General features: G+C 64.7%; 17 protein-coding genes. All 17 read left to right on the forward strand.

Going from position 1 to position 15,234, the window contains the following annotated elements; genetic code table 11:
* Positions 1–2: 2 nt before the first annotated feature.
* The gene (gene flhB / locus J2S73_RS20255) at positions 3–1,085 is read left to right on the forward strand and encodes a flagellar biosynthesis protein FlhB (protein WP_306887512.1); all 1,083 of its coding nucleotides are present in this window, start codon (positions 3–5) and stop codon (positions 1,083–1,085) included.
* Positions 1,072–1,581 (forward strand): BspJ family T4SS effector nucleomodulin, encoded by a 510-nt coding sequence (locus J2S73_RS20260; RefSeq protein WP_306887513.1) that lies wholly within the window; start codon positions 1,072–1,074, stop codon positions 1,579–1,581. Before flhB ends, J2S73_RS20260 begins: the two co-directional genes overlap by 14 nt.
* A 195-nt stretch (positions 1,582–1,776) precedes the next feature.
* Positions 1,777–2,184, forward strand: coding sequence for a flagellar basal body rod protein FlgB (gene flgB / locus J2S73_RS20265; RefSeq protein WP_370874477.1), 408 nt, complete (start codon positions 1,777–1,779; stop codon positions 2,182–2,184).
* Positions 2,181–2,603, forward strand: coding sequence for a flagellar basal body rod protein FlgC (flgC, locus tag J2S73_RS20270; protein ID WP_306887514.1), 423 nt, complete (start codon positions 2,181–2,183; stop codon positions 2,601–2,603). The genes flgB and flgC overlap by 4 nt, the downstream gene beginning before the upstream one ends.
* 5 nt (positions 2,604–2,608) lie before the next feature.
* On the forward strand, positions 2,609–2,911 hold the full coding sequence (gene fliE, locus J2S73_RS20275; protein ID WP_306887576.1) for a flagellar hook-basal body complex protein FliE: 303 nt from the start codon (positions 2,609–2,611) through the stop codon (positions 2,909–2,911).
* Positions 2,912–2,921: 10 nt separating this feature from the next.
* On the forward strand, positions 2,922–3,710 hold the full coding sequence (gene flgG, locus J2S73_RS20280; protein WP_306887515.1) for a flagellar basal-body rod protein FlgG: 789 nt from the start codon (positions 2,922–2,924) through the stop codon (positions 3,708–3,710).
* Between the two features lie 6 nt (positions 3,711–3,716).
* On the forward strand, positions 3,717–4,205 hold the full coding sequence (gene flgA, locus J2S73_RS20285; RefSeq protein ID WP_306887517.1) for a flagellar basal body P-ring formation chaperone FlgA: 489 nt from the start codon (positions 3,717–3,719) through the stop codon (positions 4,203–4,205).
* The gene (gene flgI / locus J2S73_RS20290) at positions 4,205–5,302 is read left to right on the forward strand and encodes a flagellar basal body P-ring protein FlgI (protein WP_370874479.1); all 1,098 of its coding nucleotides are present in this window, start codon (positions 4,205–4,207) and stop codon (positions 5,300–5,302) included. Before flgA ends, flgI begins: the two co-directional genes overlap by 1 nt.
* A 50-nt stretch (positions 5,303–5,352) precedes the next feature.
* A complete protein-coding gene (locus J2S73_RS20295; protein WP_306887519.1) occupies positions 5,353–5,913 on the forward strand; it encodes a MotE family protein in 561 nt (186 codons plus the stop codon).
* Positions 5,910–6,626, forward strand: coding sequence for a flagellar basal body L-ring protein FlgH (gene flgH / locus J2S73_RS20300; RefSeq protein ID WP_306887520.1), 717 nt, complete (start codon positions 5,910–5,912; stop codon positions 6,624–6,626). The genes J2S73_RS20295 and flgH overlap by 4 nt, the downstream gene beginning before the upstream one ends.
* 12 nt (positions 6,627–6,638) lie before the next feature.
* Positions 6,639–7,157, forward strand: a complete 519-nt coding sequence (locus J2S73_RS20305) for a flagellar basal body-associated FliL family protein (RefSeq protein ID WP_306887521.1) — start codon at positions 6,639–6,641, stop codon at positions 7,155–7,157.
* A 62-nt stretch (positions 7,158–7,219) separates the two neighbouring features.
* Entirely contained in the window at positions 7,220–7,921 is a 702-nt protein-coding gene (gene fliP / locus J2S73_RS20310; protein WP_306887577.1) for a flagellar type III secretion system pore protein FliP, read from the forward strand.
* A gap of 605 nt (positions 7,922–8,526) precedes the next feature.
* A complete protein-coding gene (locus tag J2S73_RS20315) occupies positions 8,527–8,856 on the forward strand; it encodes a hypothetical protein (protein WP_306887522.1) in 330 nt (109 codons plus the stop codon).
* Between the two features lie 261 nt (positions 8,857–9,117).
* Entirely contained in the window at positions 9,118–10,689 is a 1,572-nt protein-coding gene (locus tag J2S73_RS20320) for a flagellin N-terminal helical domain-containing protein (protein ID WP_306887523.1), read from the forward strand.
* 347 nt (positions 10,690–11,036) lie between these two features.
* The gene (locus tag J2S73_RS20325; protein WP_306887524.1) at positions 11,037–12,608 is read left to right on the forward strand and encodes a flagellin N-terminal helical domain-containing protein; all 1,572 of its coding nucleotides are present in this window, start codon (positions 11,037–11,039) and stop codon (positions 12,606–12,608) included.
* A 360-nt stretch (positions 12,609–12,968) separates the two neighbouring features.
* Positions 12,969–14,612, forward strand: a complete 1,644-nt coding sequence (fliF, locus tag J2S73_RS20330; RefSeq protein ID WP_306887578.1) for a flagellar basal-body MS-ring/collar protein FliF — start codon at positions 12,969–12,971, stop codon at positions 14,610–14,612.
* A gap of 5 nt (positions 14,613–14,617) precedes the next feature.
* Positions 14,618–15,229, forward strand: a complete 612-nt coding sequence (locus tag J2S73_RS20335) for a hypothetical protein (RefSeq protein WP_306887525.1) — start codon at positions 14,618–14,620, stop codon at positions 15,227–15,229.
* The last annotated feature ends 5 nt before the right edge of the window (positions 15,230–15,234 follow it).

Here is a 15,234-nt window from a genome sequence, read left to right on the forward strand (position 1 = left end):
ACGTGGCCGAAGACCAGGATAAGGACAGCAAGACAGAGGAGGCGTCGGAAAAGAAGATTTCCGACGCGCTGGAGAAGGGAAATACGCCCTTCTCCAAGGAAGCTCCCATCTTTGCGTCCCTGCTCGGCATTCTCCTGGTGATGTCGTTTCTCCTGGCGGAAAAGGTGCCGGAGCTGGCGATCAAGCTCTCCCGCCTGTTCGGTGAGGCGGGCGACATGATGATCGGGGACGGCAGCGACGCCGTCGTCCTGCTGATCGACATCAGCAAGCTGATGGCTCTTTTCATTCTGCCGATCGTCGCCCTCCTGGCGGTGTTCGGACTGTTCGCTTCCCTTTCCCAGAACGCGCCGCGGATCGTCGGGGAACGGATCCGCCCGCAATGGAACCGGATTTCTCCGGCTTCCGGCTGGAAGCGCGTTTTCGGTGTGCAGGGTATGGTGGAGTTCCTACGCGCGCTGGCGAAGTTCGGGCTGGTCGGCGTCATCACCGTGATGCTGCTGCGCAACGAGATCGTCGGCGTCATCAATGCGGTGACGACGGATCCGACGCTTCTGCCGAGCCAGATCCTGTCGCTGTCGACCCGGCTGGTGGCCGCGGTCTGCGCCGCCACGATCCTCCTCGTCGCCGCCGATCTCCTGTGGTCGCGCTTCAAGTGGCGCAAGGATCTGCGCATGTCGCGCAAGGAGCAGAAGGACGAGATGAAGCAGATGGAAGGCGACCCGTTGGTGAAGGCGCGCATGCGCTCGCTCGCCCGCGACCGCGCCCGCCATCGCATGCTGACCAACGTGCCCGAGGCCACCCTGATCATCACCAACCCGACCCACTACGCCATCGCGCTGCGCTATCGCCAGGACGAGGGCGGGGCCCCGCTGGTGGTGGCAAAGGGCGCCGATCTGGTCGCGCTGAAGATTCGCGAAATCGCGACGCAGCACGAGATCCCGATCATCGAGGACAAGCCCCTCGCGCGTTCCCTCTACGACGCCGTGGAGGTCGATCAATGGATCCCGCCGGAGTTCTACACGGCGGTCGCGCGGATCATCTACTACATTTACTCCCACCCTGGAGGCGGTCGTGTCGAACACTAGCCATTTCATGGATATGTCGGGCGAGACCGTCGATACGCGGCGGCGCTACGAAAAATCGCTGGCGCGGCTGCTCCGGCCGTTCATCGCGGAACTGCAGCTCGCCGATGCCGGCGTTCTGATCGGCTACATCCTCTTCGAGCGCGACGAGCTGCTGGCGGACCTGATCGATTCCTCGACCGAGGGACATCTGAAGACGGGGTTCCTGCGCTACGGCGGAACGGCGAGCGCATTCTGCGAATGGGGCCGCAAGCCGATGGCCACCATCGAGCTGGAGCTCCGTCACACCCAGATGACCGCCTATTTCAGTCTGGTCTTCGATTCCGATTTCGTCGGCGTCAATCTGCACGGCCTCCTGTTTTCCCGCTGGCCGGGAGACGACGAGGAGACCTGGCGCCGCTTTGCCGCGGTTCTGGCCGACGGCAGCGTCAGCGAGACCGGCCCCGGCCGAATCGATCGGGCCGCGTCGGACCAGGCGTCGGATCGGTCCCAGAACTGATCGCCGACCGTCTTCTTTCGGACCTTCGAAACGCGCTGACGACGCCCTGTCGCCGGCGCGTTTTCGTTGGTGGTCTGCGCTCCGGGCCTAATTCCGAAGGCATCCGACTTCGCCCGCAGCCTGTCTCTTGTGCGGCGCAAAAAAAGTTCTTCGCCACCAGCCTCGGGCAAGGTTGCGCCCCTAGGGTCACCCTCGATGAAGCAGTGGAGGCTCCTGGTGGAACCTATTCATCTTTTTGGCCTTGCTGGCCGCCATGCGGAATGGGCGGCGACAAGGCAAGCGACGATCACCGCGAATATCGCGAATGCGAACACGCCCGGATTCGAAGCCAAGGACATCGAGCCTTTCGAGAGCGTCCTGGACAAGACGAGTCTGCGGATGGCCGCGACTTCGCAGGGGCATATCGGGGTCGGATACGGTCCGACCGGCGGCAACGAAGCGCGTGAAGTCGACACCTGGGACGTGACCCATTCCGGCAACAGTGTGCGCATCGACCAAGAGCTCGCCAAGGCGAACGAAACGAGCCGCGCTTTCACCCTCGATACCAGCATCGTGCGGTCGTTCCACCGCATGATCATGACCAGCCTGAGGAGCACCGGATGATCGATCCGTTGACGTCGATCGGCCGGCTGGCCGGCGCCGGACTGGAAGCCCAGTCCGCCCGGCTGCGCATCGTGGCCGAGAACCTTGCGAACGCTCAGTCGACGGGGTCGACGCAGGGAGCGGATCCTTACTCCCGCAAGACCATCCTGTTCGAATCCAAGTTCGACGCGGCGCTCGGTGCCGAGCGCGTGCGCGTCGATGCCATCGTGAACGACGACGATACGCCGTTCCGCATCGAATACGACCCGGGTCACCCGGCAGCGGACGCAGACGGCAACGTCAAGCTTCCGAACGTGAACATGCTCATGGAGATGGCCGACATGCGCGAGGCCACCCGCTCCTATGAAGCCAACCTACAGATGATGAAGCAGGCGCGTTCGATGGTGTCGATGACCATCGACCTCCTCAGGGGCTCGTGATGATGATGATTAACTCGATCGGGGCCGTCGGCTCCGTTGCCTCCGAAATCCGCCCTCAGGGCGCCGGCGCTGCGGCCAGCGGTGCCTCGCCGACCGAATTCGGCGACGTCCTGGCGCAGATGTCCAGCAATGCCGTCAACACGCTGAAGACCGGCGAGGCAGCGGCCCTGTCCGGCATCGAGGGCAACACCTCGGTGCAGAAGGTCGTCGAGGCGATCATGTCGGCGGAGCAGACGCTGCAGGCGGCCATCGCGATCCGCGACAAGGTCGTGAACGCCTACCAAGAAGTCAGCCGGATGGCGATCTGAGGACGGACCGATGAAAGCGCTTGCGATCGCCGCCACGGGCATGAGTGCCCAGCAGACCAACGTTGAGGTCATCGCCAACAACGTTGCCAACATCAACACGACCGGCTTCAAGCGCGCCCGCGCCGAGTTCGCCGACCTGCTCTACCAGTTCGAGCGGGTTCAGGGCGTTCCGAACCAGGGCGGCGGCGCTCCGGTGCCGGAGGGGGCCCGCGTGGGCCTCGGCGTGCGCACCGTCGGCGTGCGCAACCTGCACATCCAGGGCTCGCTGGCCCAGACCTCGAACCCGCTGGATCTGGCGATCAACGGCAAGGGCTGGTTCCAGATCGAGGGCCCGAACGGCGAGGCGCTCTATACCCGCGCCGGCACCTTCAACAAGGGGCCGGACGGCGAGCTCGTCACCATCGAGGGCTACAATGTCGAGCCGGCCATCATCTTTCCCGAGGACACGACCGACATCGTCGTGAACGAGTCGGGTGAGGTCTACGCCCGGCTCGCCGGCGAGGAGGAGCCGCTGCTTCTCGGTCAGCTGACCCTGGTCTCGTTCGCCAACGAAGCCGGTCTCGAGCCGCTCGGCGACAACCTCTTCCGCGAGACCCCGGCGTCCGGCGCTCCGTTCGAGGGCGTGGCGACCGAAGAGGGCCTCGGCAAGATCCATCAGGGCTACCTGGAATCGTCGAACGTCGACCCGGTGAAGGAAATCACCGAGCTGATATCGGCCCAGCGCGCCTACGAAATGAACTCCAAGGTGATCCAGGCCTCCGACGAGATGGCCGGCACCGTGTCCAAGGGCATCCGCTGAGGCCGCATGATGGTCCGCCTGCTTCGCCATCTCCTTTCGATCGCGACCCTGGCCGCTGCCGTTTCGGCGGCGGCCGTCGGGTCGGCAAGCGCCGGCCAGGTGCAGGGGCTGCTGCCCGTCCCGGCCGTCACGATCTATCCCGGAGACCTGATCTCCGGCGAGATGCTGACCGAAAAGCCGTTCTATTTCGATCCGGACCGGCCGCTGGCGGTGCTGGATTCGGCGCATCCGATCATCGGCAAGGTCGCCAAGCGGACCCTCGTGGCCGGCAAGCCGATCCCGAACAACTCTTTCGAGGATCCGATGCTGGTGTCGCGCGGACAGCCGACGGTCGCCCGCTTCGAGGCCGGCACCCTGTCGATCACGGCAACGGTGATGCCGCTCCAGTCGGGTTCGCTCGGCGCCATGGTTCAGGCCCGCAACATCGATTCCGGCCAGATGCTCACCGGCCTGGTCCAGGACGATGGCAGCCTGCTCGTGGGGGGCGGACTATGATGCGCTGGCTTCTTCTCATCGCCGCCCTCGTGGTCGGCGCGGCGGCCCCGGCCGGCGCGACCCGGATCAAGGACATCACCAGTGTCCAGGGTGTCCGCGACAACCAGCTCGTCGGCTACGGCCTGGTGATGGGTCTGCAGGGCACCGGCGATACGCTGCGCAACGCGCCCTATACGGAACAGGCGCTGCAGTCGATGCTCGACCGCATGGGCATCAACGTCCAGGACGTGCCGCTCCGGGCGCGCAACGTGGCCGCGGTGACCGTCACCGCCGACCTCCCGGCCTTCGCCGGCATCGGTTCGCGTATCGACGTCAACATCTCGTCCATCGGCGACGCCACCTCCATCATGGGCGGCACGCTGATCGTGACGCCGCTGATGGGTGGCGACGGCGAAGTCTATGCGGTGGCCCAGGGGCCGATCGCCGTGTCCGGCTTCAATGCCCAGGGCATCGCGGAATCGCTCACCCAGGGCGTGCCGACGGCGGGGCGCATCCCGAACGGCGCCATCGTCGAGCGGGTCGTGCCGGGCGGTCTCGCCAGCATCGGCCAGCTCGTGCTGGAGCTGGAGAACCCCGACTTCAAGACGGCGGCGCTGATCGCCGATGCGGTCAATGCCTACACTGAGACCCGCTACGGGCAGGGCGGCTCCCACGAACGCGATCTGCGCACCGTGGTCCTTAACCGTCCGAGCAACGTGTCGAAGGCCCGCTTCCTGGCCGAGATCGGCGACCTCACGGTCCAGCCGGATACGCCGGCCCGGGTGGTGATCGACCAGCGCACCGGAACGGTGGTCGTCGGCCAGAACGTCCAGATCTCGACGGTCGCCATGGCCCACGGAAATATCACCGTGCGGATCACCGAGCAGCCGCTCGTCTCGCAGCCGAACCCGTTCTCCGACGGCGTCACGGCGATCGTCCCGCGCACCACGGTGAACGCGGCCGAAGAACCCGGCCACCTCGCCATCGTGGGTGGCACGGATCTGCAAACCCTTGTCCACGGCCTGAACCGCGTCGGTCTCAAACCGTCGGACATCATCGCAGTGCTGCAGGCCATCAAGACGGCCGGCGCCCTGCAGGCTGAACTTATCGTCCAGTGAGCCGTCGCCTGACGCGGCGGCACGACGACCCAACGGGGAGGGATGGAACCATGATGGTTTCCCGCACACTCGCCGGCCTTCTGGTAGCCTCGTTCGCCGTCACGGCGGCCCAGGCCCAGGACGCCCAGACACAGGCCACCGACATCAGCGCGCAGCAGGCCAGAGCGGCCGCAGCCGCCGCGCTGCGTCCGTCGAACCCCGACGAGCGGGCGGCCGCCGAATACTGCTCCAACATCGCCGACCGGGCGGCGGACGCCCGCTTCCAGCGCCAGGTCGAAGCGCTCAAGGCGCTCGAGGTGAAGGTGCAGGACCGTATCGCCATGCTCGAGCAGAAGCGGGCGGAATACGAGGACTGGCTGGAGCGCCGCGAGAAGTTCCTCGCCAGCGCGGAAGAGAACCTGGTCGCCATCTACACCGAGATGCGGCCGGACGCAGCCTCCGAACAGCTTGCGATCATGCATGAATTCACGGCAGCGGCGATCCTCGCCAAGCTTCCGCCGCGCACCGCGAGCGCGATCCTCAACGAAATGGATCCGAGCACAGCGGCCCAGCTCACCAACATCATGGCGGGGCTTGCCAACCCCGAGACCAATCGAAGGAATTCGGGATGAAACCCTGGCTCTATGCGAGCGTGGCGGGCGCATTGCTCCTCGCCGGCTGTCAGTCGCACGACAACCTCATGAGCGGCCCGGAGCTGACCCCGGTCGGCTACGGCGTCAACGTGGCCACTGCGCCGGTTCCGACCAGCTTCGCCGCGGCCGGTCCGAGCTCCCTGGGCTCGACCTGGGGCGGGCAGGGCGTCGATCTCTTCCGCGACATCCGCGCGGCTCATGTCGGTGACGTGCTGACGGTCCTCATCCAGATCAACGATCAGGCCCAGTTCGACAACGCCACCGACCGGTCGCGCGACGGCAATGCGGATTTCGGCTTCTTCACCGCACTGTCCGCCGTCGGCTTCGGCGCCGGCGGCGGCTCGGGCGAAGTGTCGGCCGATCTCGGGATCGACTCCAGCACGAGCTCGTCGGGCGAAGGTTCGATCGACCGGTCGGAAAAGCTCCGCCTGTCCGTCGCCGCCGTCGTTCTCGACAAGCTGCCGAATGGCAACCTCCTGATCAGCGGCTCCCAGGAGATCCGCGTGAACTACGAGGTTCGGGTGCTGAACATCGCCGGCATCGTGCGTCCGCTCGACATCTCCGACAACAACACGATCCCTTACGACAAGATCGCCGAGGCGCGCATTTCCTACGGCGGACGTGGCCGGCTCACCGACATGCAGCAGCCTGCATGGGGTCAGCGGGTTTACGACAAAGTCGCTCCGTTCTGATCGGGTCCCGCCATGGCGAAAGACACGCAAGGTAACGATCCGGCGGAGGCGGCTCCCAAGGACGGGAAGAAGAAGGGCGGCGGCACCATCATCGCCGTCGTGCTTCTCACGCTGCTGGCGATTGGCGCCGGCGGTGGCATCGGCATCAAGGTCGCCTCTTCGGTCGAAGAGGCGGTCACCAGCCGCGAGGAAGCGAACGAGCCGGTCGTCCAAGCGAGCCAGCTCAAATATTCCGGCGACATGGTCCTCCTGTCGCTGGATCCGGTCATCATCAACCTGGCCGCTCCCAGCGACACCTGGATGCGTCTGGAAACCGCGATCGTGTTCCCCAACGGCGCGCTGGAAAACCCGCAGATCGCGGCGGCCCAGATTGCCCAGGACATCGCCGCCTACGGGCGCACGCTGTCGCTGAGCCAGCTGCAGGGGCCCTCGGCGCTTCAGTATCTGCGAGACGACCTGAACGAGCGGGCGATCGTGCGCACCGGCGGCAAGGTCAGTGAACTCGTCGTCAAAACAATGGTCCTGCAATAATGACGTTCAGCGGCTTTCTCGCCCCCCGCAACCTCGCCGCCGCCGGCATCGCCGCGGCGGTCATGACGGTGCCGCAACTGGCCGCGGCCCAGGACATTCCGTCCCTCGGCAGTCTGCTGCCGGAGGGATCGTCCTCCGCCAGCGGCCGGATGATCCAGTTCATCGCCCTGATCACGGTGCTGTCGATCGCACCGGGCATCCTGATCATGGTGACGAGCTTCACCCGGTTCGTGGTCGCGCTCTCGTTCCTGCGTTCCGGCCTCGGCCTGCAGACGACGCCGGCCAACCTGATCCTGATCAGTCTCGCCCTGTTCATGACGTTCTTCGTCATGCAGCCGACCTTCGAGCGGGCCTGGGAGGACGGCATCCAGCCGCTCACGGAAAACCAGATCACCGAGCGGGAGGCCTACGAGCGCATCGTCGACCCGTTCCGCACCTTCATGCTGAACAACGTGCGCGAGAAGGACGTGCTTCTCTTCGCCGATCTCGCGGGCGTTTCGCCGATCGAGCCGGGGGATACGGTCGAGCTGCGCATCCTCGTTCCCGCGTTCATGATTTCCGAGCTCAGGCGCGGTTTCGAGATCGGCTTCCTGATCGTGCTGCCGTTCCTCGTAATCGACATGATCGTCGCCACGCTGGTCATGTCCATGGGCATGATGATGATGCCGCCGACGGTGATCGCGCTGCCGTTCAAGATCCTGTTCTTCATCCTGATCGACGGCTGGAACCTCTTGATCGGCAGCCTGGTGCGGTCGTTCTTCTAGCTGCGCTGCCACTCGTCCCGCCCGACGGCGGGACCCGAAACCAGAACGGGACGCCGGTGTGATGCCGGCGTCCCGTTTTTCGTTTTAGCGCCGTTCTTCGCGCGCCCGGGCATGGACCCGCGAATGCGAATGGTCTCGGACCTGGGGCGGCGAGACCATGCCGGACGCGCCGCGATAGAAGCGGCCATTCCGGGTCGGCACAGGTCGACGAGGCGGATCCAAGCCGCGTCGGCGTCCGGTGGAGCGCCTCGGTTCGCCCGACTGCGGCGTCTCAACAGCTTGCCTCTCGAAGAGGCCGGAACGGCAATGGCTCAGCAATCCCTTCGCCCGGTCGCTGCTGCGGCAAGCCTGCACGCCCAACCTCGGCCCTCCGCATCCCGATGCCTCGGGGGTTCTCTGGTCCACATTTGCGGAACGGACCCGACCGCAGCCGCCGACGAACGTCGCGGCGCAGGGCCGGGCGCCGTGGCCGTCTGCCGTCATTCCGTGCGCATCACCGGACGGCAGCGGCTCCCGGCGCCCGGCACGTCCTGATCCCTGATTCCGCCCTGGTTCGCACGCAACGCGCCGTTGAGCGCATCCGGGCAGGGTGGACGGCCTGGCCCGTGGCAGCGAAGCGGATCTCTCCGCCTCAAAGCGATTTCGCCGGTTTTCGCCTTGGCGATCCCAAGGCGCCGACACCCGCCGCAAAGGGCCGTTCGACGCCCGCAGATTTTTTCTGCCTCAAGCGCTTTTTTGTCAGCTTCGAGAGCGTCGGCCATGCGTCCGGTTTGCTGTTTATGCTGCATTGCAACATAGGCGTGAGCCTGTGCGGTCCGGTCCCTTGTCATCGGGTGCGGCGCCGGCGGTCCACAAGTTTTCCCGGCATTCTGCAGATTTTTCTAACAAAACCTAAGGCAATCGGTTTACGTCGCTTTTGTGAATATGTTGAATAAATACGTTAATTAACTACAAATTGAAAAAAGTATTGCACTGCAGTATTAGATACTTGACCTGTGGAGTCCACAACCTTCGCGCAAGCTTCGTCTGCGAATGTCCGGCCATGGCAGGTTGGCTGGCACCGAAAAGCGGAGTCAGCGTCGGGTCTTAGAAAGAAAAGACGGCTCGGCAACCAAAGGCATGATGTCGCCCTGCCATACCGGTGAAACTCCGGTATGTCCCCCGCAAACCACACTTAAAAGTAGAGGGACATTCCCATGACGAGCATCAACACCAACACCTCGGCGATGGTCGCGCTGCAGACGCTGCGCTCGATCAACAACAACCTCGACGAGACCAACAACCGCGTGTCGACGGGCCTCCGGGTCAACTCCGCCGCCGACAACGCCGCTTACTGGTCGATCGCTACGACGACCAAGTCGGACAACGGCGCTCTCGGTGCCGTTAAGGACGCCCTGGGCCTTGGCTCTGCCTCGGTCGACACCGCCAACACCGGTCTCGACACCGCCCGCGAAGCCCTTCAGAAGATCAAAGAGAAGCTCGTCACCGCGACGGCTCCTGAGACCGACAAGGGCAAGCTGCAGACGGAAATTTCCAGCCTTCTGCAGGGCATCCGCAGCACGGCCGACTCGTCGGTCATCTCCGGCAACAACTGGCTTTCGGTGAACAACTCGGGTGACACGAAGGACGTCGTCGTGTCGTTCTCGCGTACCGGTTCTTCGATCGCTGTCGACACCATCCAGGTGAACATCGACGACTTCGCCCTCTACGAGGACGGAACCAGCACCGGCATCATGGATCAGTCGCGCCGCGTGGCGAACTCTGAGTTCACCATGAGCACGCTGACCGGCACGCCGGACATGACCGGTGAGACCGTGTCGTTCGACTTCAACGGCACCGAAGTGCAGATCAACGCTGCGACCGTGGCTGCCGTCGGCAACAACGACAACGTCGTCGACTCCGCTGCTGAACTTGCGGCCGTCTACGACCGCGCCTTCGCTGACGCCGGCATCACCGGTGTGACGACCCAGGTTGACGCGAACGGCGTTCGCTTCTCCAGCACCGAGTCGTTCACGGTCTCCAACGTGACCAGCGTCAACACGGCTGGCCAGGCGGCTGCTCTCGGTCTGACCAACGGATCTTCGACCGAAGCTCAGTTCGAGCGGACCCTCGGCGGTCTGACCGGTACGCCGGACATGACCGGTGAGACCTTGTCGTTCGACGTCAACGGCACCACCGTGACCGTCGATCAGACGGTGATGGCTGGGGTCGGTAACGCCGACGCCGTCGTCGACACCGTGACCGAGCTGGCTGACGCTTATCAGGCTGCTCTGTCCAACGCCGGCATCAACAACATTGATGTCCGGGTCGATGCCGCCACGAACAACATCGTGTTCGGCAGCAACGACGAGTTCACCATCTCGAACTCCCGTGCGTCGACCCCGGCGAACGTCGGCAACCTCGGTATGTCTGATGGCGAAGCCACCATCACCAACGGCTATGACGCTGGTGCGGTTGCCAACATCGACATCACCACTGCCTCCAAGGGTGAGATCGCTGGCTTCCTGAAGATCGTTGACGCCGCGCTTCTCGACATGACCGACGCCTCGACGAAGGCCGGTGCTCTCACCAGCCGGATCGAGTCGCAGGAGAGCTTCGTGATGGCTCTGATGGATGCGAACGACCGCGCCATCGGCACCCTGATCGACGCCAACATGGAAGAAGAGTCCACCCGTCTGAAGGCGCTGCAGACCCAGCAGCAGCTGGCTGTCCAGTCCCTGGGCATCGCCAACTCCTCCAGCCAGAACGTGCTCTCGCTGTTCCGGTAAGGTCCTCAGACTTCGCTTCCCCACGGGGAAGATCGGTTACGCCCTGAACTCCCTGGTTCGGGGCGTAACCATCAAAGAACGCTCAAATTGGGCTGGTCATCGAGCTGCCTTTGTCCGGGGCAGTCCAACCCTTTGGCGCATGGCATCGCTGTGGGAGCAAGCTTCAGGCAAGCTTCCGCAGCGATGTTGCGTGCCATAGCGGGTTGGCTGTTTGCGTTCAGAGGCAAGCAGAGCGGTCCGGACGGACACCGTGTCCGCATCCAAAGGCATGATGCCGCTCCGCTATACCGGTGAAAGCCCGGTATGTCCCATCCATTCATCTGACTTCAGATCCAAGGGACATTTCGATGACCAGCATCAATACCAACACCTCCGCAATGGTCGCGCTGCAGACGCTGCGCTCCATCAACACCAACCTCGACGAAACCAACAACCGCGTGTCGACGGGCCTGCGGGTCAACTCCGCCGCCGACAACGCCGCCTACTGGTCGATCGCCACGACGACCAAGTCCGACAACGGTGCCCTCGGTGCTGTTAAGGACGCCCTGGGCCTTGGCTCCGCCTCGGTCGACACCGCCAACACCGGTCTCGACACCGCCCGCAAAGCCCTTCAGATGATCAAGGAAAAGCTCGTCACCGCGACGGCTCCCGAGACCGACAAGGGCAAGCTGCAGACGGAAATCAACAGCCTGCTCGAAGGCATCCGCAGCACGGCCGACTCGTCGGTCATCTCCGGCAACAACTGGCTTTCGGTCGCCAACTCCGGCGAGACCAAGGACATCGTCGTGTCCTTCTCGCGTGCCGGTTCGTCGATCTCCGTGGACACGATGAACGTCGACATCGACGACTTCGCGCTCTACGAGGCCGGCACCAACTCCGGCATCATGGACAAGACCCGTCGCGTCGCGAATGACGAATTGACCATGAGCACCCTGACCGGTACGCCGGACATGACCGGTGAAACCGTTCGGTTCGACTTCAACGGCACCGAAGTCCAGATCGACGCCGCGACCGTGGCTGCCATCGGCAACAACGACAACGTCGTCGACTCCAACGCCGAACTCGTGGCCGTTTACGAACGCGCCTTCGCCGACGCCGGCATCTCTGGCGTCACCGTCCAGGCCGACGCCAACGGCGTTCGCTTCTCCAGTGCCGAGCGGTTCACCGTCTCCAACGTGACCAGCGTCAACACGGGCGGCCAGGCTGCGGCTCTGGGCCTGAGCAATGGCTCCTCGAGCCTGGCTCAGTACGAGACGGTTCTCGGCGGTCTGACCGGTACGCCGGACATGACCGGTGAGACGCTCGAGTTCGACGTCAACGGCACCACCGTGACCATCGATCAGGCCGTGATGGCCGGTGTCGGCAACAACGACGCCACCGTCGACACCGTGACCGAGCTGCGTGATGCCTACCAGGCCGCCCTGGCCAACGCCGGCATCAACAACATCGAGGTCAAGGTCGACGCGGTGACGAACAACATCGTGTTCGGCAGCGACGAAGAGTTCACCATCTCGAACTCCCGTGCGTCGACCCCGGCGAACGTCGGCAACCTCGGCATGGCCGATGGCGAGGCCACCATCACCAACGGCTATGACGCTGGTGCGGTTGCCAACATCGACATCAGCACGGCCACCGCTGGTGACATCGCCGGCTTCCTGAAGATCGTCGACGCCGCGCTGCTCGACATGACCGACGCCTCGACCAAGGCCGGTGCGTTCTCCACGCGCATCGACTCCCAGACGGAGTTCGTGACGGCTCTGATGGACGCCAACGACCGCGCCATCGGCACCCTGATCGATGCCAACATGGAAGAAGAGTCCACCCGTCTGAAGGCGCTGCAGACCCAGCAGCAGCTGGCGATCCAGTCCCTGGGCATCGCCAACTCGTCCAGCCAGAACGTGCTCACGCTGTTCCGGTAAGACCAGACGCAGCTTTCCTTCGGGAAGGTCAGGGCCACGCTGGGCGACCAGCGTGGCCTTTTTCGTGTCAACCGGCAGACCTGAGCAGCGCGCGGGCTAGGAACAAAACGCGCTGGAGGGACAAGCGCTTAGCGCGTCCGCTTACGGGGCGCGATTCCGTAGGTGCGCTGCAGCAATAAGTCGCCCGGACGGCGCTGCCTGCAATGTCCGCGCAAGGTTGATCGTCGAATGTCGGGACGCAGCCGGCATGAGACCACCGAGCCGGCGCACCGAAGATGTGTTCCCAGCCAGCCGGAAGCAGACCGGGTCCCCCGGTCGGTGGACGGATCAAGCGTGACCTTCGAGGATCGGAAGCAGTCGATGAGCGGCCGCGAGCAGGCAGAACGCCTGTGGACAAATATCAAAGAGCTCGGCACCCGCCGGCTCGTCGCCCTGGGCCTCGTCGGGCTCACGGTTCTTCTCGTCGTGGGCGTCGGCGCCTACTATCTCAGCCAGCCTGAGCGAGAGGCCCTTTATGTGGGCCTTTCCCGCGAAGACGTTACCCGGATGGGCAGCGCGCTGAAGGATGCCGGCATCGATTTCGATGTCTCCTCCGACGGCACCTCCATCCTGGTCGCTCACTCCGACACATCCCAGGCGCGGATGTATCTGGCCGAAAAGGGCCTGCCTCAGGACGCCAACTCCGGCTACGAACTCTTCAACGAACTCGGTTCGTTCGGCCTGACCTCCTTCATGCAGGAGATCACTCGGGTTCGCGCGCTCGAAGGCGAACTGGCGCGCACCATCCAGTCGATGAACGGCATCAAGGCCGCGCGGGTTCACATCGTCCTGCCCGAGCGCGGTTCGTTCCGGCGCGATCAGCAGGCGGCTTCCGCCTCCGTCGTGATCCAGACCGAGAGCGCCCAGGATGCGTCGGCCGCGCCGGCGATTCGCCATCTGGTGGCGTCCGCATTGCCCGGCATGAAGGTCGACGGCGTCACGGTCCTCAACACCGAGGGCGCCGTGCTCGCGTCCGGCGAGGATGGCGCCACCGCCGCCGGCGGCAAGCTGGCGCGTCTGCAGAACCAGGTGAATGCGGAGATCGAGGAGAACATCCGCCGCACGCTGACGCCCTATCTCGGTCTCAACAACTTCGAGATCAGCGTCGCCTCCGAACTCGACACCGACCTGACCCGGACCTCCGAGACGATCTTCGATCCCGATTCCCGGGTCGAGCGGTCGATCCGGACCGTCCGGGAATCGGGTCAGTCGCGCAACGCCGCGACCGATGCGCCGGTGACGGTTCAGCAGAACATTCCTCAGGAAGAGCTTCCGGCCGACAGCGGCGGCGGGTCCAACGAGCAGAACGAGCGCCGCGAGGAACTCACCAACTACGAGATTTCCTCGAAGGTGGTGGAGACCGTCAGCGACGGCTTCCGCGTGGAGAACCTCTCGATCGCCGTTCTGGTGAACCGCGAGCGGCTGATGGAAGCCGCCAGCACCAACGGCAGTGCCATTCCCGTCGACACGCAGATCGAGGAAATCGAGGCTCTGGTCGCGTCGGCGGCCGGCCTCAACCGCGATCGCGGCGATCAGCTCAAGGTGTCCGCCGTCGGCTTTGCCACCGGCGCCGGTGACCTGGAGCCCGCGCCCCCGCTGTCGATGGTCGATCTCCTGATGCGCCAGTTCGGCACGCTGATCAACGCTGCCACCATGCTGGTCATCGCCGTCCTCCTGATCTGGTTCGGCCTGCGGCCGGCAATGCGGGTGATCCTTGCCCGTCCGGAGAACGAGGAAGCCGGCGACATGGAAGCGGCTGCGCTCGCTTCGCCTGACGGCTCGGTTCTCGGCCTCGAAGGCGGCGAACAGAGCATCATGGCCGACGATGACATCAACCTCATCGAGGACGTCACCTCCAAGCGCAACCGCACTCCGCAGAAGCGCCTGGAGCAGATCGTGGACTACGACGAATCGCAGGCCGCAGCCGTGCTTCGCCAGTGGCTCACCCAGGAAGTTAAGGCCTGATCCACATGAACGCCTTCGCGCATCTGATCGCCAACTTCGGGTCTCCCGAACCCTGCAAGACGCCCGCCGACCCGAAGCTGCTGCCGTTCGGGGTCCAGGAGACGCCGGTGGAAACCGGGCCGAACCTGGAAGAGATGGAAGAGCGCGTCCGGGCCGAAGCCCGGGCGGAAGCGGACGCCCGGTGCGAAACGGTGCGCGCGGAGGAGCGTGCGCGCTTCGAACGCGACCTGGCCGAGCAGCGCGAAGCCTGGTGCGCGGACGAGAGCGCCCGTCTGGCGACCCAGATGACGACCGCCTGGGGCGAGCTGGAGGACGGCATCGCCGACAGCCTCGCCCGGGTGATCGGCCCCTTCGTCAAGGACGCCGTCCGTGTCGAGGCGGTCGCGGAAATCCGTCGGACGATCACCGCCGTTCTGAGCGACGCGGGAAACAAGTGCGTCAGGGTCACCGGCCCCGAGGATCTGCTGGACCGGCTCGCCTCCGAACTCGGCGAGCGGGCGGCCGGACTGTCGTTCGAGCCGGGCGAGACCGTCGATATCCAAGTCACCGCCGACAATACGGTGATCGAAACACAGCTGGGCGCCTGGTTCGAGCGCCTGGCGTCCGCCATTCGTTGAGGCTG

The organism is Amorphus orientalis (genome assembly GCF_030814015.1).
GTDB classification, from domain to species: Bacteria; Pseudomonadota; Alphaproteobacteria; order Rhizobiales; family Amorphaceae; genus Amorphus; species Amorphus orientalis.

What these genes read in the sequence shown, in the direction of transcription:
- flgG (WP_306887515.1), top strand. Translation starts at nt 2,922, where the DNA reads ATGAAAGCGCTTGCGATCGCCGCCACGGGCATGAGTGCCCAGCAGACC.
- J2S73_RS20320 (WP_306887523.1), top strand. Translation starts at nt 9,118, where the DNA reads ATGACGAGCATCAACACCAACACCTCGGCGATGGTCGCGCTGCAGACG.
- J2S73_RS20305 (WP_306887521.1), top strand. Translation starts at nt 6,639, where the DNA reads ATGGCGAAAGACACGCAAGGTAACGATCCGGCGGAGGCGGCTCCCAAG.
- J2S73_RS20295 (WP_306887519.1), top strand. Translation starts at nt 5,353, where the DNA reads ATGATGGTTTCCCGCACACTCGCCGGCCTTCTGGTAGCCTCGTTCGCC.
- flgH (WP_306887520.1), top strand. Translation starts at nt 5,910, where the DNA reads ATGAAACCCTGGCTCTATGCGAGCGTGGCGGGCGCATTGCTCCTCGCC.
- J2S73_RS20335 (WP_306887525.1), top strand. Translation starts at nt 14,618, where the DNA reads ATGAACGCCTTCGCGCATCTGATCGCCAACTTCGGGTCTCCCGAACCC.
- flgB (WP_370874477.1), top strand. Translation starts at nt 1,777, where the DNA reads ATGAAGCAGTGGAGGCTCCTGGTGGAACCTATTCATCTTTTTGGCCTT.
- fliE (WP_306887576.1), top strand. Translation starts at nt 2,609, where the DNA reads ATGATTAACTCGATCGGGGCCGTCGGCTCCGTTGCCTCCGAAATCCGC.
- flgI (WP_370874479.1), top strand. Translation starts at nt 4,205, where the DNA reads ATGCGCTGGCTTCTTCTCATCGCCGCCCTCGTGGTCGGCGCGGCGGCC.
- flgA (WP_306887517.1), top strand. Translation starts at nt 3,717, where the DNA reads ATGATGGTCCGCCTGCTTCGCCATCTCCTTTCGATCGCGACCCTGGCC.
- flgC (WP_306887514.1), top strand. Translation starts at nt 2,181, where the DNA reads ATGATCGATCCGTTGACGTCGATCGGCCGGCTGGCCGGCGCCGGACTG.
- J2S73_RS20325 (WP_306887524.1), top strand. Translation starts at nt 11,037, where the DNA reads ATGACCAGCATCAATACCAACACCTCCGCAATGGTCGCGCTGCAGACG.
- fliF (WP_306887578.1), top strand. Translation starts at nt 12,969, where the DNA reads ATGAGCGGCCGCGAGCAGGCAGAACGCCTGTGGACAAATATCAAAGAG.
- fliP (WP_306887577.1), top strand. Translation starts at nt 7,220, where the DNA reads ATGACGGTGCCGCAACTGGCCGCGGCCCAGGACATTCCGTCCCTCGGC.